At 72.3% G+C, this 18,107-nt stretch carries 21 protein-coding genes and 1 pseudogene; 14 read left to right on the top strand and 8 right to left on the bottom strand.

From position 1 onward, the window contains the following. The first annotated feature begins 129 nt into the window (after positions 1-129). Together AB4Y76_RS14505 and AB4Y76_RS14500 are read left to right on the top strand one after the other, a co-directional pair. Positions 130-1,086, top strand: coding sequence for a heme o synthase (locus AB4Y76_RS14505; protein WP_441926456.1), 957 nt, complete (start codon positions 130-132; stop codon positions 1,084-1,086). Positions 1,087-1,091: 5 nt separating this feature from the next. Beyond that, the gene (locus tag AB4Y76_RS14500; protein WP_441926454.1) at positions 1,092-1,565 is read left to right on the top strand and encodes a GNAT family N-acetyltransferase; all 474 of its coding nucleotides are present in this window, start codon (positions 1,092-1,094) and stop codon (positions 1,563-1,565) included. 10 nt (positions 1,566-1,575) lie between these two features. On the opposite strand, the gene AB4Y76_RS14495 is transcribed toward AB4Y76_RS14500, so the two are convergent. Genes AB4Y76_RS14495 through AB4Y76_RS14480 form a run of 4 tightly spaced genes read right to left on the bottom strand, consistent with a single transcriptional unit; the run spans position 1,576 to position 5,110 of the window. Next, positions 1,576-2,481 carry a COX15/CtaA family protein gene (locus tag AB4Y76_RS14495; RefSeq protein WP_441926452.1) on the bottom strand — a complete coding sequence of 302 codons (906 nt, stop codon included), beginning with the start codon at positions 2,479-2,481 and terminating at the stop codon, positions 1,576-1,578. Further along, positions 2,472-3,281, bottom strand: coding sequence for an ABC transporter permease (locus AB4Y76_RS14490; RefSeq protein ID WP_441926450.1), 810 nt, complete (start codon positions 3,279-3,281; stop codon positions 2,472-2,474). Before AB4Y76_RS14490 ends, AB4Y76_RS14495 begins: the two co-directional genes overlap by 10 nt. After that, a complete protein-coding gene (locus AB4Y76_RS14485) occupies positions 3,278-4,210 on the bottom strand; it encodes an ABC transporter ATP-binding protein (protein ID WP_441926449.1) in 933 nt (310 codons plus the stop codon). Before AB4Y76_RS14485 ends, AB4Y76_RS14490 begins: the two co-directional genes overlap by 4 nt. Positions 4,211-4,219: 9 nt before the next feature. Further along, positions 4,220-5,110 (bottom strand): lysylphosphatidylglycerol synthase domain-containing protein, encoded by an 891-nt coding sequence (locus tag AB4Y76_RS14480; protein WP_441926447.1) that lies wholly within the window; start codon positions 5,108-5,110, stop codon positions 4,220-4,222. Positions 5,111-5,270: 160 nt separating this feature from the next. Between AB4Y76_RS14480 and AB4Y76_RS14475 the strand changes: the two genes are divergently transcribed. The 12 genes from AB4Y76_RS14475 (at position 5,271) to AB4Y76_RS14420 (ending at position 15,954) form a co-directional block, all read left to right on the top strand. Next, positions 5,271-5,981 carry a helix-turn-helix transcriptional regulator gene (locus AB4Y76_RS14475; RefSeq protein ID WP_441926445.1) on the top strand — a complete coding sequence of 237 codons (711 nt, stop codon included), beginning with the start codon at positions 5,271-5,273 and terminating at the stop codon, positions 5,979-5,981. Beyond that, positions 5,978-7,396 carry a Fe-S cluster assembly protein SufB gene (sufB, locus tag AB4Y76_RS14470; protein WP_441926443.1) on the top strand — a complete coding sequence of 473 codons (1,419 nt, stop codon included), beginning with the start codon at positions 5,978-5,980 and terminating at the stop codon, positions 7,394-7,396. Before AB4Y76_RS14475 ends, sufB begins: the two co-directional genes overlap by 4 nt. Beyond that, positions 7,393-8,592 carry a Fe-S cluster assembly protein SufD gene (gene sufD, locus AB4Y76_RS14465; protein WP_441926441.1) on the top strand — a complete coding sequence of 400 codons (1,200 nt, stop codon included), beginning with the start codon at positions 7,393-7,395 and terminating at the stop codon, positions 8,590-8,592. Before sufB ends, sufD begins: the two co-directional genes overlap by 4 nt. Then, positions 8,592-8,906: a non-heme iron oxygenase ferredoxin subunit gene (locus AB4Y76_RS14460; RefSeq protein ID WP_441926439.1), complete on the top strand. Its 315-nt coding sequence runs from the start codon at positions 8,592-8,594 to the stop codon at positions 8,904-8,906. Before sufD ends, AB4Y76_RS14460 begins: the two co-directional genes overlap by 1 nt. Position 8,907: 1 nt before the next feature. Next, entirely contained in the window at positions 8,908-9,666 is a 759-nt protein-coding gene (gene sufC / locus AB4Y76_RS14455; RefSeq protein ID WP_441926437.1) for a Fe-S cluster assembly ATPase SufC, read from the top strand. 121 nt (positions 9,667-9,787) lie between these two features. Further along, on the top strand, positions 9,788-11,023 hold the full coding sequence (locus AB4Y76_RS14450; RefSeq protein ID WP_441926435.1) for an aminotransferase class V-fold PLP-dependent enzyme: 1,236 nt from the start codon (positions 9,788-9,790) through the stop codon (positions 11,021-11,023). Between the two features lie 12 nt (positions 11,024-11,035). Next, positions 11,036-11,503 carry a Fe-S cluster assembly sulfur transfer protein SufU gene (gene sufU / locus AB4Y76_RS14445; RefSeq protein ID WP_441926433.1) on the top strand — a complete coding sequence of 156 codons (468 nt, stop codon included), beginning with the start codon at positions 11,036-11,038 and terminating at the stop codon, positions 11,501-11,503. Further along, positions 11,496-11,867, top strand: coding sequence for a metal-sulfur cluster assembly factor (locus tag AB4Y76_RS14440; protein ID WP_441926431.1), 372 nt, complete (start codon positions 11,496-11,498; stop codon positions 11,865-11,867). The genes sufU and AB4Y76_RS14440 overlap by 8 nt, the downstream gene beginning before the upstream one ends. 9 nt (positions 11,868-11,876) lie before the next feature. Beyond that, positions 11,877-12,485: an acVLRF1 family peptidyl-tRNA hydrolase gene (locus AB4Y76_RS14435; protein ID WP_441926430.1), complete on the top strand. Its 609-nt coding sequence runs from the start codon at positions 11,877-11,879 to the stop codon at positions 12,483-12,485. 20 nt (positions 12,486-12,505) lie between these two features. Further along, positions 12,506-13,423, top strand: coding sequence for a phosphotransferase family protein (locus AB4Y76_RS14430; RefSeq protein WP_441926428.1), 918 nt, complete (start codon positions 12,506-12,508; stop codon positions 13,421-13,423). A gap of 15 nt (positions 13,424-13,438) precedes the next feature. Next, entirely contained in the window at positions 13,439-14,341 is a 903-nt protein-coding gene (locus tag AB4Y76_RS14425; protein WP_441926426.1) for an ABC transporter ATP-binding protein, read from the top strand. After that, positions 14,338-15,954, top strand: a complete 1,617-nt coding sequence (locus AB4Y76_RS14420) for an ABC transporter permease (protein WP_441926425.1) — start codon at positions 14,338-14,340, stop codon at positions 15,952-15,954. The genes AB4Y76_RS14425 and AB4Y76_RS14420 overlap by 4 nt, the downstream gene beginning before the upstream one ends. Here the strand turns inward: AB4Y76_RS14420 and AB4Y76_RS14415 are convergent. The 4 genes and pseudogenes from AB4Y76_RS14415 to AB4Y76_RS14400 form a co-directional block, all read right to left on the bottom strand. Beyond that, positions 15,947-16,540 carry an HAD family acid phosphatase gene (locus AB4Y76_RS14415; protein ID WP_441926423.1) on the bottom strand — a complete coding sequence of 198 codons (594 nt, stop codon included), beginning with the start codon at positions 16,538-16,540 and terminating at the stop codon, positions 15,947-15,949. The two genes, AB4Y76_RS14420 and AB4Y76_RS14415, sit on opposite strands and share 8 nt — an antisense overlap. A 92-nt stretch (positions 16,541-16,632) precedes the next feature. Continuing rightward, on the bottom strand, positions 16,633-17,184 hold the full coding sequence (locus tag AB4Y76_RS14410; protein WP_441926421.1) for a hypothetical protein: 552 nt from the start codon (positions 17,182-17,184) through the stop codon (positions 16,633-16,635). A 42-nt stretch (positions 17,185-17,226) separates the two neighbouring features. Beyond that, positions 17,227-17,910 (bottom strand): dethiobiotin synthase, encoded by a 684-nt coding sequence (bioD, locus tag AB4Y76_RS14405; protein WP_441926419.1) that lies wholly within the window; start codon positions 17,908-17,910, stop codon positions 17,227-17,229. After that, positions 17,907-18,107 (bottom strand): annotated as a pseudogene (locus AB4Y76_RS14400) (8-amino-7-oxononanoate synthase); the annotation flags it as partial. The gene bioD and the pseudogene AB4Y76_RS14400, both read right to left, overlap by 4 nt.

The raw sequence follows: 18,107 nt of genomic DNA, 5'->3' as shown, positions 1-18,107 counted from the left end.
CCGATGCTGCGCGGCGGCACTCGTGGCCACCGCGTCCGAGCCTACTCACGGACCAGTAGACTCAGCGAGTCCACTACCCCCGTGCGCAGGGTGAGATGCGCAACCGTCTGCCAGGAATCGAGGCCCCGCGTGACCGCGGTCGAGTCCCACGTGTCCGTCTCCGGACCTGGCTCGAACGATCCCCGGGAGCGCGCCTCGTTGCGCGACGTGGCGGCGGCGTACGTGGGCCTGACCAAGCCGCGGGTCATCGAGCTGCTGCTCCTCACGACCGTGCCGGTGATGTTCTTCGCCCAGCGCGGGGTGCCGCCGCTGGGCCTGGTGATCGCGACCGTCCTGGGCGGCACGCTCTCGGCCGGCAGCGCGAACGCGCTCAACTGCGTCTACGACCGCGACATCGATGAGCAGATGCGCCGGACCCGGCGCCGGGCGCTGCCGCGGCACATCGTCTCGCCGCGGGCCGCGCTGGTCTTCGGGCTGGTGCTCGCGGTGGTCTCGACGCTGGTCCTCGGCTTCTGGGTGAACTGGCTGTCCGCCGGCCTGGCGCTCGCGGCGTCCGCGTTCTACCTCTTCGTCTACACGATGGTGCTCAAGCGCCGGACCACCCAGAACATCGTCTGGGGCGGCCTCGCGGGCTGCTTCCCGGCGCTGATCGGCTGGACCGCCGTCACCAACGAGCTGGCCTGGCCGCCGGTGATCCTCTTCGGGGTGGTGTTCCTCTGGACGCCGCCGCACACCTGGGCGCTGGCGATGCGCTACCGCGAGGACTACGCGGCGGTCGACGTACCGATGCTGCCGGTGCTGCGCTCCGGGGAGCAGGTCGCCAAGCAGATCGTCGTGTACTCCTGGGCGATGGTGGCGCTGTCCCTGACGCTGTGGCCGGTCGCGGACACGGGCTGGGTCTACCCGCTCGCCGCGATCGTGCTCGGGGCGGCGTTCCTGGTCGAGGCGCACCTGATGTGGTCGCGCGCCAAGCGCAGCGACGAGCTCAGCGAGATCAAGCCGATGCGGCTCTTCCACTGGTCCAACCTGTACCTGTCGCTGCTCTTCGTCGCGGTCGCCCTCGACCCGCTGATCACCAGCCGCTGACCGCCGTGCCCGGCCCGGTCGTGGAGTTCCGGGAGTCGCCGGTGGACACCGGTGACGGAGCGGTCCTGCTGGTCGGGTACGCCGCCGAGATCGCCGCGACGTACGACGGCGTCGACGTCAACGCGCCGGACATGCCGAAGGCCGGCCCGGACGAGCTCGGACCGCCGCACGGAGTGTTCCTGATCGGCTACGGCACCGAGGGCGCGGTCTGCTGCGGCGGCATCAAGCGGCTGCCGGACGGGGCCTGCGAGATCAAGCGGATGTACGTCGTCCCGGGAGCCCGCCGGCAGGGCCTGGCGCGGCTCCTGCTGCACGCGCTCGAGGACGCGGCCCGGGAGCGCGGCTACGCGGTCGCCCGGATGGACACCGGGCCGCGGCACCAGCACGCGATCGCCCTGTACGAGTCCGAGGGCTACGCCCCGGTCCCGAACTTCAACGGCAACCCGGTGGCCACCTGGTTCGGCGAGAAGCGGCTCTGAGGCCGGGCCGTCAGCCCTCGCGGGTCGCCAGCACCGTCCAGGTCATGGTCGCCATGATCACCGCGGCGCCGAGCATGTGGAAGCCGACCAGGACGACCGGCAGGTCCGTGAAGTACTGGACGAACCCGATGCCGCCCTGCGCCACCTCGGCGACCAGGAGCAGCGTGACGGCCCGGAGGGCCTCCGGCCTGGCGCCGGTCGCGCGGAGCGTGAACAGCAGCCCGAGGGTGAGTCCGACGAAGAGGAAGACCAGGTCCGCGTGCAGCTGGGAGAGCTGCAGCGGGTCGAGCCCGTTGCGCGGGGACTTCTCGTCGCCGGCGTGCGGGCCCGAGCCGGTCACGACCGTGCCGACGTACAGGACGGCGCACCCGGCGGCGAACATCGACCAGGCCAGGCCGCGGACCGCCTGCGAAGCGGTCGCCGCCGGAAGCGGCGCGTCCACGATCCGGAGGAAGTAGACGGCCAGGCCGATGATGGCCAGGGAGCAGAGCAGGTGGAACGAGACCACCCACGGGTTCAGGTCGGTGAGGACGGTGATGCCACCGATCACCGCCTGCGCGGGGATGCCGAGCGCGAGCACGAGCGCGGTGGTGCGCAGCTCGGTCCGCCCGGTCCGCCTCGTCGCCTGGTACGCCGCCACGAAGGTCGCGACCGCGATCGCCACCAGGGCGAAGGTGAGCATCCGGTTCCCGAACTCGATCGCCGAGTGCAGGGTGAGTGCCTGGTGCGGGGTGAACGACTCCTCGGTGCAGCGCGGCCAGGTCGGGCAGCCGAGGCCGGAGCCGGTGAGCCGGACCGCGCCGCCGGTGACGACGAGGGTCATGTTGGCGACCAGCGTCGCCCAGGCGAGCGGGCGCAGGTGGCGCGCCAGGTCCGGGCCGCTGCCGGTGCGGGCCGGGGTCTCGGTCACTCCCACTGGAAGGTCCTTGCGGTGAGCACGGTGCCGAGGGCCGCCCAGGCGAGCAGCACGAGCTGGTCCCGGGCGGCGAAGGAGCCGTGGATGAGCGCGTCCCGCATCGCCTCGCCGAGCGCGCCGGAGGGCAGCAGGGTGAGCAGGTCGCCGCCGGGACCGTAGGCGGAGGCGGGGAGCACGACGGCGCCGCCGGCCAGCAGGAGCAGGTAGATCAGGTTGGCCGCCGCCAGGGTCGCCTCGGCGCGCAGCACGCCGGCGACGAACAGGCCGAGAGAGGCGAAGGCGGCCGTGCCGAGCAGCACGGCCTCGAGGCCGAGCAGCACCGGCGCGATGCCGGGGTGCGGCTCCCAGCCCATCGCGAACGCGACCGCGCTGATCACGATCACCTGGAAGAGCTCGACGGCCAGCAGCGCGCCGACCTTGCCGGCGAGCAGGCCGGAGCGCGGCAGCGGGGAGGAGCCGAGCCGCTTGATCACGCCGTACCGGCGCTCGAAGCCGGTCGCGATGGCCAGCGAGGTGAACGCGGTCGACATCACGGCGAGGGCGAGGACGCCGGGCGTGAGCGCGTCGATCGGCCGGTGGTCGAGGTTGAGGTCGACGTGCTTGGCGGCGACGACGCCGCCGATGAGCACGATCACCGGGATCACGACGGCGAGCAGGAGCTGCTCGCCGTTGCGGAGCATCAGGCGGGCCTCGATCGAGGACTGCGCGGCGACCTGGCGCGCCAGCGGCGCGCTGCCGGGCCGCGGGCTGAAGACGCCGCTCGCGGTGCCGCCCGGGGTGCCGTTCGACGTGCCCGTCATGGCTGGAGCTCCCGTCCGGTGATCTCGAGGAAGACGTCCTCGAGGTTGCGCTGGCCGAGGTTGAGCGACTCCGGCAGCACGGCCTGCTCCTCGCACCAGCGGGCGACCGTGGCGAGCGTGGTGTGGTCGGCGGGCCCGGTGACCAGCAGGCTGACGTCGTTGATCGGCGTGACCTCGACCTTCGGCCCGAGCGCGGCCTGGAGGGACAGCGGCGCGCCCGCCGGGAAGGGCTTCGTGACGACGAGCCGGATGGTCGCGGTGCCGCCGCGGGTCAGCTCCAGCGGCGTCCCCGAGGCGATCATCCGGCCGTGGTCGATGATGTGGATGTGGTTGGCGAGCCGCTCGGCCTCGTCCATGTAGTGCGTGGTGAGGACGACGGTGACGCCGTCGGCGCGCAGCTCCTCGAGCAGCTCCCAGGTGGTGCGGCGGGCGAGCGGGTCCATGCCGGCGGTCGGCTCGTCGACGAAGACCACCTCGGGGCGGCCCACGACGGCCATCGCCAGCCCGAGCCGCTGCTGCTGGCCGCCGGACAGCCGCCGGTACGGCGTCCGCCCGCAGTCGTGCAGGCCGAGCCGGTCGGCGAGCATGTCGACGTCCAGGGGGTGGGCGTGCAGCCGGGCGATGTGGCGCAGCATCTCCATCGCGCGGACCCCGGACCAGGCGCCGGAGCCCTGGAGCATCACGCCGATCCGGGGGAGCAGGTCGCGGCGCTGGCCGATCGGGTCGAGCCCGAGGACGCGGACGGTGCCGCCGTGCGGACGGCGGTAACCCTCGCAGGTCTCCAGCGTGGTGGTCTTGCCGGCGCCGTTGGGGCCGAGCACCGCGGTGATCGTGTGGCGCTCGACGACGAGGTCGAGCGCGTCGACGGCGGTCTTGTCGCCGTACCTCATGACCAGGCCGGCGACCTCGACGGCAGGAGAGGAGGGCACCCGCGGATTCTAGAAGGCGGTGGCTGAGACCTGCCTGAGAGGTCCACGCTGGCGGCGCAGCAGCGCCAGGCTGAGCCCGCCGAGGGCCAGTGCCGGGAGCCAGGCGAGCGCGGCCCGGACGGTGACGGCGGCGGCCGCGGCGACCAGGGGCAGGCCGAAGGCGACCAGGGCGACCACGAGGGCGCCGTCGCGCGGGCTGGCCCCGTTGACGCCGGGGAGGACCGCGGCGGCCTGGCTGGCCCCGAAGGCGGCCAGCACCTGGAGCGGCGAGAGCGAGTGCCCGGTCGCGGCGATGGTGCCGAGCAGCAGCCCCGCGATGGTGAGCTGGTAGCCCGCCGCCAGGAGCAGCGCCAGGCCGAGGGCCCGCCAGGAGGGCAGTGGCCCGCCGGGGAGCCAGCGAGGACGCCAGCGGCGCGCGGCCAGCACGGCGACCACCGCGACCGCGGCGACGCCGAGGGTGGCCAGGACGAGCGTGGTGGGGAGCTCGGAGGCCGCGAAGGCCATGAAGACGGCGAGTCCGACAGCCCCGGCGAACCGGTCGAGCGCCACGCTCGTGACCGCGTCGCCGCGGGCGACCCCGGTCCCGTGCAGCTGCTTGACCCGCCAGAGGTCGGCGCCCACGTGGCCCGGGGTCAGCAGGCCGAGGAATTCCGACTCGGCGTGCGTGCGCAGGTACCAGAGCCGGCCCTTCGGTGCGTCCGGGGCGGCCGAGGCGACCGCGCGCCAGCGGAGCGCGCAGAGGCCGTACTTGCCGAGGATCCACGGGACCAGGCCGGCGAGGAGCGGCCAGAGGTTCAGCGCGGGCAGGCGCGGTGCGGTGGCGACCGGGACGGCGACGGCCACGACGAGGCCGAGCAGCAGCGCGATGCGGGACTGCAGCGCCTTGCGCACTACCGTCATGGATCACCTCCGAACCTTCTGCCGGGACCATCGGCCGGTCGGGGGCCGACTCAAGGCAACGGCTCCGGAAACTGTCCTTTCCTGATCCGTGCGTGGGCTGAGAATCGGGTTAGGTGACCCTTATTTGAATCGCGCCAACCATTAACGGCACACTGGTGTTGTGGAAATCGACCGGACCACCGATCTGCGTGCCGCGGATCCTGCCGACGCGCCCACGCGCGAGCGGGTCGTCCGGTCGATCCTGGAGCACGGTCCGTCGACCGCCGCGGCCCTCGGCGAGCGCCTCGCGCTCACCCCGGCGGCCGTCCGCAGGCACCTCGACCACCTCCTCGCCGAGCAGGCGATCGAGGTCCGCGAGCCCCGGATCCCGCTGGTGCGCGGCCGCGGCCGGCCGGCCAAGGTCTTCGCCCTCACCGAGACCGGGCGCGACCACTTCGAGCAGCAGTACGACGACCTCGCCGTGCAGGCGCTCCGGTTCCTCGCCGAGACCGGCGGCGACGACGCGGTCAAGGCGTTCGCCGAGCGCCGGATGTCCTTCGTCGAGGAGAAGTTCGCCACCGTGGCCGCCGAGCACCCCGAGCTCACCCCGGCCGAGGTGCTCGCCCGGGTCTTCAGCGGCGCCGGGTACGCCGCCTCGGTGAAGGCCCTCCCGGTCGGCGAGCAGCTGTGCCAGCAGCACTGCCCGGTCTCCCACGTGGCCCACGAATTCCCCCAGCTGTGCGAGGCCGAGACCGAGGCGATCAGCCGCGTGCTCGGCAGCCACGTACAGCGACTGGCGACCATCGCCCACGGCGACGGCGTCTGCACGACCTGCATCCCCCAGCACCCGTCAACACGGGCCGACAAGGCAGAGAGGGTGGTCTCGCAATGACCTCCATCGAAGAGCTGAACCCCGAGCTCAAGGGCATCGGACGCTACGAGTTCGGCTGGGCCGACACCGACGTCGCCGGTGCCGAGGCCAAGCGCGGGCTCAACGAGGACGTCGTCCGCGACATCTCCTCGAAGAAGAGCGAGCCCGACTGGATGCTCGAGCTCCGGCTCAAGGGCCTGCGGCTGTTCGGCCGCAAGCCGATGCCGGTGTGGGGTGCCGAGCTCGACGGCATCGACTTCGACAACATCAAGTACTTCGTGCGCTCCTCGGAGAAGCAGGCCGCCTCGTGGGAGGACCTGCCCGAGGACATCAAGAACACCTACGACAAGCTCGGCATCCCGGAGGCGGAGAAGCAGCGCCTCGTCGCCGGCGTCGCGGCCCAGTACGAGTCCGAGGTCGTCTACCACTYGATCCGCGAGGACCTCGAGGCGCAGGGCGTGCTCTTCCTCGACACCGACACCGCCCTCAAGGAGCAGCCGGAGCTCTTCCAGGAGTACTTCGGCACGGTCATCCCGGTCGGCGACAACAAGTTCTCCGCGCTGAACACCGCGGTGTGGTCCGGCGGCTCGTTCATCTACGTGCCCAAGGGCGTCCACGTGGACATCCCGCTGCAGGCCTACTTCCGGATCAACACCGAGAACATGGGCCAGTTCGAGCGCACGCTGATCATCGTCGACGAGGACGCCTACGTGCACTACGTCGAGGGCTGCACCGCGCCGATCTACTCCAGCGACTCGCTGCACTCCGCGGTCGTCGAGATCATCGTGAAGAAGGGCGGCCGCTGCCGCTACACGACCATCCAGAACTGGTCGAACAACGTGTACAACCTGGTCACCAAGCGCGCCGTCTGCGAGGAGGGCGCGACGATGGAGTGGGTCGACGGCAACATCGGCTCCAAGGTCACCATGAAGTACCCGGCGATCTACCTGATGGGCGAGCACGCCAAGGGCGAGACGCTCTCGATCGCGTTCGCCGGCGAGGGCCAGCACCAGGACGCCGGCGCGAAGATGGTCCACGCGGCGCCGAACACGTCGTCCAGCATCCTGAGCAAGTCGGTGGCGCGCGGCGGCGGCCGGACGTCGTACAGGGGCCTGATCCAGATCAACGAGGGCGCCCACGGCTCGAAGAGCAACGTGCTCTGCGACGCGCTCCTGGTCGACCAGATCAGCCGCTCGGACACCTACCCGTACGTCGACATCCGCGAGGACGACGTCTCGATGGGTCACGAGGCCAGCGTCTCGAAGGTCTCCGACGACCAGCTGTTCTACCTGATGTCGCGCGGCATGGAGCAGGACGAGGCGATGGCGATGATCGTCCGCGGCTTCGTCGAGCCCATCGCCAAGGAGCTCCCGATGGAGTACGCGCTCGAGCTCAACCGCCTGATCGAACTGCAGATGGAGGGTGCTGTCGGATGACGGCCACGGTGTCCAACGAAGCGGGTGTGTCCCGTGCTCTCGAGGTCGACAAGGTGGAGTCCCACCTGCACCCCGAGGGTTCCTTCGACCTCGCGGACCACCCGGTCCCGACCGGGATGGAGGAGATCTGGCGGTTCACCCCGCTCAAGCGCCTCCGCGGCCTGCACGCCGAGGCGGCCTTCGCCGACGGCGCCACCAAGGTCGAGGCCGAGATCGCCGGCAGCGTGACCGTCGAGCACCTCGGTGCCGACGCCGACGTCCGCGGCATCTCCGGCCTGGTCCCGACCGACCGGGTCTCCGCCCGCGCCTGGGCCGCCGCCACCGGCGTAACCCTGGTCCGGGTCCCGGCCGAGGCCGTCGTCGAGGGCGCCACGGTGCTCCGTCACGTCGGTACCGGTGCGGAGCTGGCCGGCGCCGGCCACACCGTGATCGTCGCCGAGAAGTTCTCCAAGGCCACCGTCGTCCTCGACTTCGAGGGCAGCGCGGTGCTGGCCGAGAACATCGAGATCGTGCTGGAGGACGGAGCCGACCTGACCGTCGTCTCCCTCCAGGACTGGGCCGACGACGCCGTCCACCACTCCACCCAGCACGCGCGGATCGGCCGGGACGCCACCCTCAAGCACGTCTCGGTGTCCTTCGGCGGCGACGTGGTCCGCCACGACGCCACCGCCGAGTACGCCGGCCCGGGTGGCTCGGTCGAGATGCTCGGCATGTACTTCGCCGACGAGGGCCAGCACATCGAGCACCGCCTGTTCGTCGACCACACCGCTCCGAAGACGAAGAGCAACGTGATCTACAAGGGCGCGCTGCAGGGCCAGGGCGCGCACGCGGTCTGGATCGGGAACGTGCTGATCCGCAAGGTCGCCGAGGGCATCGAGACCTACGAGGAGAACCGCAACCTGGTCCTCACCGACGGCTGCCAGGCGGACTCGGTCCCGAACCTGGAGATCGAGACCGGCGAGATCGAGGGTGCCGGGCACGCCTCGGCCACCGGCCGGTTCGACGACAACCAGCTCTTTTACCTGCGCTCGCGCGGGATCGAGGAGGCCGAGGCCCGCCGCCTGGTCGTGCACGGCTTCTTCAACGACCTGATCGGCCGCATCGGCGTCGAGTCGCTCGAGGCCAAGCTGACCGAGACCGTCGAGGCGGAGCTCGCCAAGAACGTGCTCAAGCCCTTCTCGGACGGCACCGCCTGATGGCTTTCGTCCGCGCCTGCTCGCTCAGCGAGGTCGCCGACCGCACCCCGCTGCGGGTCGAGGTCGACGGTCTCGACGTCGCGATCGTCCGCGACGGCGACGAGATCTTCGCGATCGAGGACGAGTGCAGCCACGCCGCCGTGGCGCTCTCCGAGGGCGACGTCGCCAACTGCGAGATCGAGTGCTGGATGCACGGCTCTCGCTTCGACCTCCGGACCGGCAAGCCGCTCGGCCCGCCGGCCACCGAACCCGTTCCCGTCTTCCCGGTGCAGATCTCCGGTGACGACGTACTTGTAGATCTAGGAGACAACTGACATGGCAACGCTGGAGATCAAGGACCTGCACGTCTCGGTGGACACCGAGGACGGGCCCAAGGAGATCCTCAAGGGCGTCAACCTGAGCATCAAGGACGGCGAGACGCACGCCATCATGGGGCCGAACGGCTCGGGCAAGTCCACGCTGGCCTACACCATCTCCGGGCACCCGAAGTACACCGTCACCAGCGGCTCGATCACCCTCGACGGTGTCGATGTGCTCGAGATGTCGGTCGACGAGCGCGCCCGCGCCGGCCTGTTCCTCGCGATGCAGTACCCGGTCGAGGTCCCCGGTGTCTCGGTGTCGAACTTCCTGCGCACCGCCAAGACCGCCATCGACGGCGAGGCCCCCAAGCTGCGCACCTGGGTCAAGGACGTCAACGCGGCGATGGACCGGGTCAAGATGGACACCGCGTTCGCCAGCCGGAACGTCAACGAGGGCTTCTCCGGCGGCGAGAAGAAGCGCCACGAGATCGTCCAGCTCGAGCTGCTGGACCCGAAGGTGGCCGTCCTCGACGAGACCGACTCGGGCCTCGACATCGACGCGCTCAAGATCGTCTCCGAGGGCGTCAACCGCTTCAAGGAGAACGGCGACAAGGGCGTCCTGCTGATCACGCACTACACGCGGATCCTGCGCTACATCAAGCCGGACTTCGTGCACGTCTTCGTCAACGGCCAGGTGGCCGAGGAGGGCGGCCCGGAGCTGGCCGACGAGCTCGAGGCCAACGGCTACGACCGCTTCGTCGCTGTGGCGCGATAGGCGGCACCCTGCTGCGTTGTCGTCGCTCGACGGCCCGCTCCGCTCAGAGGCCGCCTTCGCTCCTCCGCCTTGCACGGCACCGCCTCTCGCACCACATCGATCGAATCGGAAGGGAATGGTGATGGAAGGACTTCTCTCGGACCTCGAGGTCATCCGCAAGGACTTCCCGATCCTGGAGCGGACGGTCGCCAACGACCTGCCGCTGGTCTACCTCGACTCGGCGAACACCTCGCAGAAGCCGCAGGTGGTCATCGACGCGATGGTCGACCAGCTCGAGCGTCACAACGCCAACATCGCCCGCGCCATGCACACGCTCGGCGCGGAGTCGACCGAGGCGTTCGAGGCTGCTCGCGACAAGGTGGCGGCGTTCCTGAACGCGCCGTCGCGCGAGGAGGTGATCTTCACCAAGAACGCCTCCGAGGCGCTCAACCTGGTGGCGCGCACCTTCCCGCTCGGCCCCGGCGACCGCGTGGTGATCACCGAGATGGAGCACCACTCCAACATCGTGCCGTGGCAGCTGGCCTGCGAGCGCTCGGGCGCCGAGCTGCGCTGGTTCGGAATCACCGACGGTGGTGAGCTCGACCTGTCGAACATCGACGAGCTGCTCGTCCCGGGCACCAAGGTCGTCTCGCTCACCTGGGTGTCGAACATGCTCGGCACGATCAACCCGGTCGCCGAGATCGCCCGCCGGGCGCACGAGATCGGGGCCGTCGTCGTGCTCGACGCCTCCCAGGCGGCGCCGCAGCTGCCGGTCGACGTCCAGGCCGTCGACGCCGACTTCGTCGCCTTCACCGGCCACAAGGTCACCGGCCCGACCGGGATCGGCGTGCTCTGGGGCAAGCGGCAGCACCTGGACGCGCTGCCCCCGTTCCTCGGCGGCGGCGAGATGATCGCGACCGTGTCGATGGAGGAGTCGACCTGGGCGCCGATCCCGCACAAGTTCGAGGCCGGCACCCCGCCGATCGTCGAGGCCATCGGCCTCGGCGCGGCGATCGACTACATCAGCCACGTCGGGCTGGACCGGATCCACGCCCACGAGCAGGCGATCACCGGCTACCTGCTCGACGGCCTGGCCTCGGTCGGCGGGGTCAGCGTCCTCGGCCCGACGGACCCGGCCCGCCGCGGCGGTGCGGTCTCCTTCGAGCTCGCCGGCGTGCACCCGCACGACGTCGCCCAGCTGCTCGACAGCCGGGGGATCGCGGTCCGCGCCGGGCACCACTGCGCCAAGCCGGCGCACAAGCGGTTCGGGGTGCAGAGCTCGACCCGCGCGTCGTCGTACCTGTACACGACGCCGGCCGAGATCGACGCGCTCATCGACGGGCTCGAGTTCACGAAGAACTACTTCAAGGTCGGCTGAGGTTACGTAGGCATGGATCTCGACGCGCTCTACCAGGAGATCATCCTGGACCACTACCGCAACCCCCACCACGCGGGGCTGCGGGAGCCTTTCGGGGCCGAGGTGCACCACGTCAACCCGACCTGCGGCGACGAGGTGACGCTCCGCGTCCAGCTGGCCGAGGACGCCGAGCGCGGGTACCGCGTCGTCGACGTCTCGTACGACGCCGAGGGCTGCTCGATCAGCCAGGCGTCCGCCTCGGTGATGGCCGACCTGGTGATCGGCCGGCCGCTCGACGAGGCCCTGACCACGCACGAGGCGTTCCTCGAGCTGATGCAGGGCAAGGGCCAGGTCGAGCCGGACGAGGACGTCCTCGAGGACGGCATCGCGTTCGCCGGCGTCGCCAAGTTCCCCGCGCGCGTGAAGTGCGCCCTGCTTTCCTGGATGGCGTTCAAGGACGCCGCGCTCCAGACCCGGACCAAGGAGGAGACCCATGCCTGACCACAGCGACCTTCCCGAGGTGCCCCTCGGCGGCGGCCAGAGCTCATCGCTGGCGACCGCCAGCGAGGACGACATCCTCGAGGCGATGAAGGACGTCGTCGACCCCGAGCTCGGGATCAACGTCGTCGACCTGGGCCTCGTCTACGGGGTCAACGTCGACGCCGAGTCGAACCTGGTTCTCGACATGACGCTCACCTCGGCGGCCTGCCCGCTGACCGACGTCATCCAGGACCAGACCAACACCGCGCTCGAGGGCCTCGTCGCCGACGTCACGATCAACTGGGTCTGGATGCCGCCGTGGGGCCCGGACAAGATCACCGACGACGGCCGCGAGCAGCTGCGGGCGCTCGGCTTCAACGTCTGAGCCGGGCCCGTGCCGCTCGTCCGGGTGCCGCCCGAACGCCTCGGGCGCTGGGTGGACAACTTCGTCGCCCGGCACGGGCACACCGCCTTGGCGGTGACGGACGGTTCCTTGCGCGGAGCTGCCGCCGACGGCTCGTCGTTCGCGGCTGACCCGCCGTTCTCGGGGCGCTACGAGGGGCCTGCGGACGTCGGGACGTTCCTCGGCGCCTGCGTCCCGCCGCAGGACTGGGGGATCCTCCTGGTCCGCAAGGGCGGTTTCGCGGTCGCCCGGGTCCGCGGCACCGCGATCGCCGACTCCAAGGTCGGCCAGCGGCACGTCCAGGGGCGCACCAAGGCGGGCGGGCAGAGCCAGCAGCGTTTCGCCCGGCGGCGGGACAACCAGGCGCGCGTCGCCTACGAGGCCGCCGCGGACCACGCCGCCCGGATCCTCGCCGGCTGCACGGTGCTCGTGGCCGGCGGCGACGAGCAGGCGCTGCGCGAGGTTCTCAAGGACCCGCGGCTGGCCGGGACCGGGGAACCGCGCGGACCCGTCCTCCCCGTTCCCGACCCGCGACGCGCGGTGCTCGAACAGGCCGTGTCCGACGCCTGCTCTGTCACGATTGAGGTCGTCAACGCCTGACCGACGAGCGGAGCCCGACGATGTGGCAGCCCGATCCCTCCTGGGTGCCGCTGCGCGCGGGCGGGGGACCGGCGACCGTCGGGCTCTGGCGGACCCGGGTCCAGGACCAGGACGTCGTCGTGAAGAGGCTTCGCCGCCCGGAGCCGGACGAGGCCGCCGTGCTCGGCGCGCCCGACCACGCCGGCTACTGGCGCCGCGAGGTCGAGGTCGCCCTCGACCTGGAGGCCGTCGACGGTCCCGGCCTGGTGCCCGCCCCGGTGCTGCGGGTCGAGGAGGACGACGAGGGCGCCACGGTCGTGACCGCCGAGGTGGTCGCCGAGCCGCCGCCGGCGCTGTTCGTGGCCGCCGGGCTCGGGAGGTTCGCCGGCGCGCCCTTCCGGGAGGTCGGCTGGGCCTCGCGGCGTACGTTGACCGACCGGCTGGCGATGGCCGAGGCGCGCGGCGGCTGGCCGACCCTGCGACGTACGACGCTCGCGGACGCGGCCGAGCACCTGTGGGCCCGCCGGACGCACTGGCTGGCCGAGCGTGCGGCCGGACCGGCCGGGCGGCTGCACGGCGACGCGGTCCCGGCGAACTTCCTCGCCTCTCGCGGGCAGGACGTCCTGACCGTCGACTGGCAGGGGTTCGGCATCGGCCCGATCGGCACCGACCTCGGCTACTACGCGCTGTCGGCCCGCGAGGACTTCGACGTGCTCCTCGACGCCTACTGCGGCGGTCTGACCGCGGTCGGGTCGGAGGCGGACCGACGGCAGGTCCGGATCGCGGCCAGCGTGATGGCCGTCTACACGGTCTTCAGCCGCGCCGAGTGGGCGCTGGCCCGGATCGCGCCGGGGGAGGGCGCCCTCGCCGGCAAGTACGGTCACCCGTCGGTCGCCCCGCACCTGCGCGCCCTCCAGCGCCAGATCCCCCGGATCGAGGCGCTGCTCGGGAGCGGCTGACGCTAGCGTGCTGGCATGGGTGCACCGGTCGTGGACGTGCGGGGGTTGGTGAAGCGGTTCGGGAGCTTCCRGGCGCTGGACGGGCTCGACCTGCAGGTGGAGCCGGGCGAGGTGCACGGGTTCCTGGGGCCGAACGGGGCCGGCAAGTCGACGACGATCCGCGCGCTGCTCGGTCTGCTCCGGGTCGACGGCGGCAGCGCGCAGGTGTTCGGGATGGACCCGTGGCGCGACGCCGTCGCCATCCACCGGCGGTTGGCCTACGTGCCCGGGGACGTCGCGCTCTGGCCGAACCTCAGCGGCGGGGAGACGATCGACATGCTCCTCCGGATGCGCGGAGGCGACCCGTCTTCGTCGCGGCGCGAGGAGCTGATCGAGCGGTTCGACCTCGACCCGACCAAGAAGGGGCGCGCCTACTCCAAGGGCAACCGGCAGAAGGTGGCCCTGGTCGCGGCCTTCGCGGTGGAGAGCGATCTGCTGATCCTGGACGAGCCGACCTCGGGCCTGGACCCGCTGATGGAGCAGCTGTTCAACGAGTGCGTCGCCGAGCACAGCGCGCGCGGTGCGACGGTGCTGCTGTCCAGCCACATCCTGAGCGAGGTCGAGCGCCTCGCCGACCGGGTCACGATCATCCGGACCGGCCGGACCGTCGAGTCCGGCTCGCTCGCGGAGATGCGGCACCTGCACCGCACCCGGATCGAGGCAGAGGTCGCCGGCCCGGTCCCGGACCTGAGCGCGACGACCGGCGTGCACGACCTGGCGGTCGACGGATCCCGGGTGCGCTGCACCGTCGACCAGGATGCCCTGGAGCCCGTCCTCGCCGCGCTGGCCGGCGCCGGGGTCCGCTCCCTGTCCAGCACTCCGCCCTCCCTCGAGGAACTCTTCCTGGACGCCTACCGCACGGACCCGGTGGCCCCGTGAGCCAGCCCGTGGGCACCCGCGCGGCCGGCTCCCGGCTCACCGGCACCGGGCTGCTGGCCCGGTTCGCGCTGCGCCGCGACCGGTGGATGGCGACCGGCTGGATCGCGGTGCTCGTCGTCGTCTGCTACGCGAGCGCCGCCGGGACGGTGGCCCTCTACCCGACGGCCGCCGACCGGGTCGAGGCGGCCGAGGCGATCAGCTCCAGCCCGGCCATCGTGGCGCTCTACGGCCCGATCCTCGACGTGCACAGCCTGGGCGAGCTGGCGATGACCAAGATGACGGTCCTCTACGCCGTCTTCGTGGGCGTCTTCTTCCTGGTCGTCGTCCGCCGGCACACCCGGGTGGAGGAGGAGAGCGGTCGCACCGAGCTCGTCGGCGGCACCGCCCTCGGTCGCAGCGCGCCGATCGCCGGGGCGGCTGTCGCCAGCGCCGTGCTGGCGGTCGTGCTCGGACTCCTCGCAGCGGCAGCGAACGTCCTCGGCGGGCTCCCGCTCGTCGGCTCACTCGCGTTCGGGGCATCCTGGGCCGGGGTCGGGCTGTCGGTCGCCGGCATGACCGCGGTGGCGTGCCAGCTCTCGGCCAGCGCCCGGACCTGCGGCGCGATCGCGGCGGGGATGCTCGGGGCGGCGTACGTGCTCCGGGCGGTGGGGGACACGTCGGTCGCCTGGCTCAGCTGGCTCAGCCCGCTCGGGTGGTCGACACAGCTCCGGGCGTACTCGGACCCGCGCTGGTGGGTCCTCGCGCTGTACGTCGCTCTGGCCGCGGCGCTGCTCGTCCTCGCGTTCGCGCTCGACGACCGTCGCGACCTCGGCAGCGGCATGCTGGCCGCCCGTCCGGGGCCCGCGACCGGCTCGCCCCGGCTGGCCGACGCGGTCGCCCTCGCCGTCCGGGTGCACACGCCGACCTTCGTCGTCTGGGCGGCCGGGACGGTGGTCCTCGGCTTCGTGATGGGCTCCATCGCCCCGAACATCGGCGACCTGCTCGACTCGCCCGGGACCCAGGAGATGATGCAGCGGCTGGGCGGGGAGGGCGCGATCGAGCAGACCCTGATCGCCGCGGTGCTGTCGATCGCGGCGGCCGTGATCTGCTGCTTCGGGATCTCGGTGGTCGTGCACGCGGGTGCCGACGAGGGCGACGGCCGGACCGAGCAGGTGCTGGCCACCGCGACGTCGCGGGTCCGCACCTGGTCGGCCACGGTCCTGGTGGCCGTCGTCGGCGCGACCGCCCTGCTCGCGGTGCTCGGGGTCGCGGTCGCGCTCGGCTACGGGGGTGCCGGCGACGGGATCGGGGCGGTTCTCGGCGACGTCGTCGGGGCGGCGCTCGGCCAGGCCCCGGCGGTCTGGGTGGTGACCGCGCTCGCTGCGGCCTGCCTGGCGTGGCGCCGGTCCGCGGTGCCGGTGGCCTGGGGCCTGCTGGTGCTGTTCCTGACGCTGGGGCAGATCGGGGAGCTGCTCGACCTGCCGTCGTGGCTGCTCGGGGTCTCGCCGTTCAGCCACGTGCCGGCGATGCCGGTGGAGGACTTCGACCCCGCCTCGGCGGCGGCCCTGACCGGGGTGGCGGTGCTCCTGCTCGGGCTGTCCTGGCTGCGCTACCGCAGCCGCGACATCAGCTGAGCTGGTTGCCGTAGTTCGGGAGCCGGAACGCGCGCTCGTAGTTCCCGCCGGCGAAGTCGGTGGACCGGTTGCCGACGTTGGCCACGATCGTGCTGCCCGCGGCCGTGATCGAGCGACGGCAGCGCTGTTTGCTCGCGGGCAGGCTTTCGCCCTGGTTGCGGCCGCAGATGCTGGTGAAGGTGTAGCCGGCCCGGCGCAGCACCGGGCGCACGTTCGGGACGTCGGTGCGGAGCCGGCCGGTGACGAAGTAGACCTTGATGCCGAGCGCGCGGGCGTGCCGGGCGAAGGTGCGCACCCGCAGCACCGGGTCGGGCCAGGCGTAGTGGGTGGCGATCGAGGTGTTGTCGATGTCGAGCACGACCGCGAGGCCCTGGCCGGTGCCGGCCGCCGCGACCCGGTCGTCGAGGTAGCGGATCGACCCGGACATCGCCGTGCTCACGTCGGCGAGCCAGACCCGCTTGCTCGGCAGCGCGGCCGCCCGCGCGTGCGCCGGGGTCTGCGCGACCACGGGGAGCAGCGAGACGAGCGCGACGACCACCGCCAGTGCGAGTCGGTGCGTCCTCGTCCGGCCCAGCGTCTCCAGCACAGCTCCACCTCTCGGTTCCTGCGGTCCTTCCGCGGGACCACGACGGTACCTCCATCGGCACGCCGCGGCCGGGACTGAGGCGTCGCGTCGGGTCAGCAGCCCCGGGCGCTGATCCGGATCTCCAGAGGTGCGCGGGCGACGCCGGTCACCCCGTCCGCGGTGCGGTAGTCGTAGAGCACCGCGGTGAGGTTCCCGCCCGGGACGGCGCGGAAGTGCAGGAACGGCAGCATCGCCCGCTGGACAGGGAGCTGCGCGCCCACGAGGGCGGTCCGGGACCGCCACTCGACGCTGCGCCGGGTGTCGCGGCCCGGCGTGTACGGCCAGTCCGAGACGACCGCGTCGAGCTGCGCGCCGCCGACGACCGGGGCGACCTGGCCGTCGACCACGCGCACCCCGGTGCCCTCGGCGCGCACGCCGGTGATCTCCAGGGGCTGCGTGGCCGTGACGGGCTCGGACCAGTAGGCGAAGTCGTAGCGGCGCTGGACCCGTTCGAGGCACATCGAGCCGTTGCCCTCCGCCACCTGGAGCGCGGGTCGCGCGGGCGCTGCCGGGGTCGGGCTCGCCGACGGCGCGGCACCGGGGGAGGGCGTCCCGCCACATCCGGTGGCGAGCAGGAGGAGGACTCCGAGGAGGCAGCGACGCATGGCCCGGACCCTACGGCCGCGGACGCGCGCGCGGTGGCTGTTTCAGTCCGCAGGCAGGGTGAGCCAGCCCGCCGCGGCGGCGGTGAACTCCTCGACCGACATCAGCCCGGAGCGCTGCGGGATCCGTCCGAGCACCGGGACGCCGGTCAGCACCGGGAGGTCGAGCAGGTTCTGCTCGGCGGCGAGGTCGGGGGTGGCCGGCCACGAGCCGATGACCACGCCGCCGACCTCGAGACCGCGGTGGGCGATCGCTTGCACGGTCAGGGCGCTGTGGTTGAGGGTGCCGAGCCCGGCGCGGGCGACCACGACGAACCGGACCGGTACGCCGGCGTGCGCGACGGTCTCGGCCAGGTCGATCACGTTCCAGTGGTGGCCGAGCGGGACCAGGACGCCGCCGGCTCCCTCGACCAGCACGTGGTGCTCCGCCTCCGCGTCCACGATGGCGTCGCGCTGGGTCGCCAGGTCGGGCAGGGTGACGCCTTCGAGCCGGGCGGCCGTGTCCGGCGCGAGCGGGGCCTGCAGCCGGACCCCCTCGTGCCCGGGGACCGGGCCGGCGAGGTGCCGGACCGCGTCCAGGTCGCCGTAGTCCTCCTCGGCCATCCCGGTCTGGGCCGGCTTGATCACGTAGGGCTGCTCGCCGGCGGCGCGCAGCGCCACCACGAGGGCCGCGGTGGCGACGGTCTTGCCGACCTCGGTGTCGGTGCCGGTGACGAAGGTGACGGTCACGACAGGATCTCCTGGAGCACCTTGACCGCCGTACCGATCTCCTCGTCGGCCAGGTGGGCGTGCGCGGTCAGCCGGAGCCGGGAGATCCCGTCCGGGGTCGACGGAGGCCGGAAGCAGCCGATCCGCAGCCCGTGCGCGGCGGCCGCGGCGACGGCGGCGACCGCCTCGCGCGGCCCCGGCATCGGGACGGCGAGCAC

Origin of the sequence: Marmoricola sp. RAF53, assembly GCF_052114005.1 — a bacterium.
Lineage (GTDB): Bacteria > Actinomycetota > Actinomycetes > Propionibacteriales > Nocardioidaceae > Marmoricola.
This window is presented reverse-complemented; position numbering and strand designations above follow the sequence as displayed.

Coding starts and splice junctions, on each gene's coding strand:
- AB4Y76_RS14490 (WP_441926450.1), bottom strand. CDS start 3,281: ATGACGGGCACGTCGAACGGCACCCCGGGCGGCACCGCGAGCGGCGTC.
- AB4Y76_RS14480 (WP_441926447.1), bottom strand. CDS start 5,110: ATGACGGTAGTGCGCAAGGCGCTGCAGTCCCGCATCGCGCTGCTGCTC.
- sufD (WP_441926441.1), top strand. CDS start 7,393: ATGACGGCCACGGTGTCCAACGAAGCGGGTGTGTCCCGTGCTCTCGAG.
- AB4Y76_RS14460 (WP_441926439.1), top strand. CDS start 8,592: ATGGCTTTCGTCCGCGCCTGCTCGCTCAGCGAGGTCGCCGACCGCACC.
- sufC (WP_441926437.1), top strand. CDS start 8,908: ATGGCAACGCTGGAGATCAAGGACCTGCACGTCTCGGTGGACACCGAG.
- AB4Y76_RS14450 (WP_441926435.1), top strand. CDS start 9,788: ATGGAAGGACTTCTCTCGGACCTCGAGGTCATCCGCAAGGACTTCCCG.
- sufU (WP_441926433.1), top strand. CDS start 11,036: ATGGATCTCGACGCGCTCTACCAGGAGATCATCCTGGACCACTACCGC.
- AB4Y76_RS14440 (WP_441926431.1), top strand. CDS start 11,496: ATGCCTGACCACAGCGACCTTCCCGAGGTGCCCCTCGGCGGCGGCCAG.
- AB4Y76_RS14430 (WP_441926428.1), top strand. CDS start 12,506: ATGTGGCAGCCCGATCCCTCCTGGGTGCCGCTGCGCGCGGGCGGGGGA.
- AB4Y76_RS14410 (WP_441926421.1), bottom strand. CDS start 17,184: ATGCGTCGCTGCCTCCTCGGAGTCCTCCTCCTGCTCGCCACCGGATGT.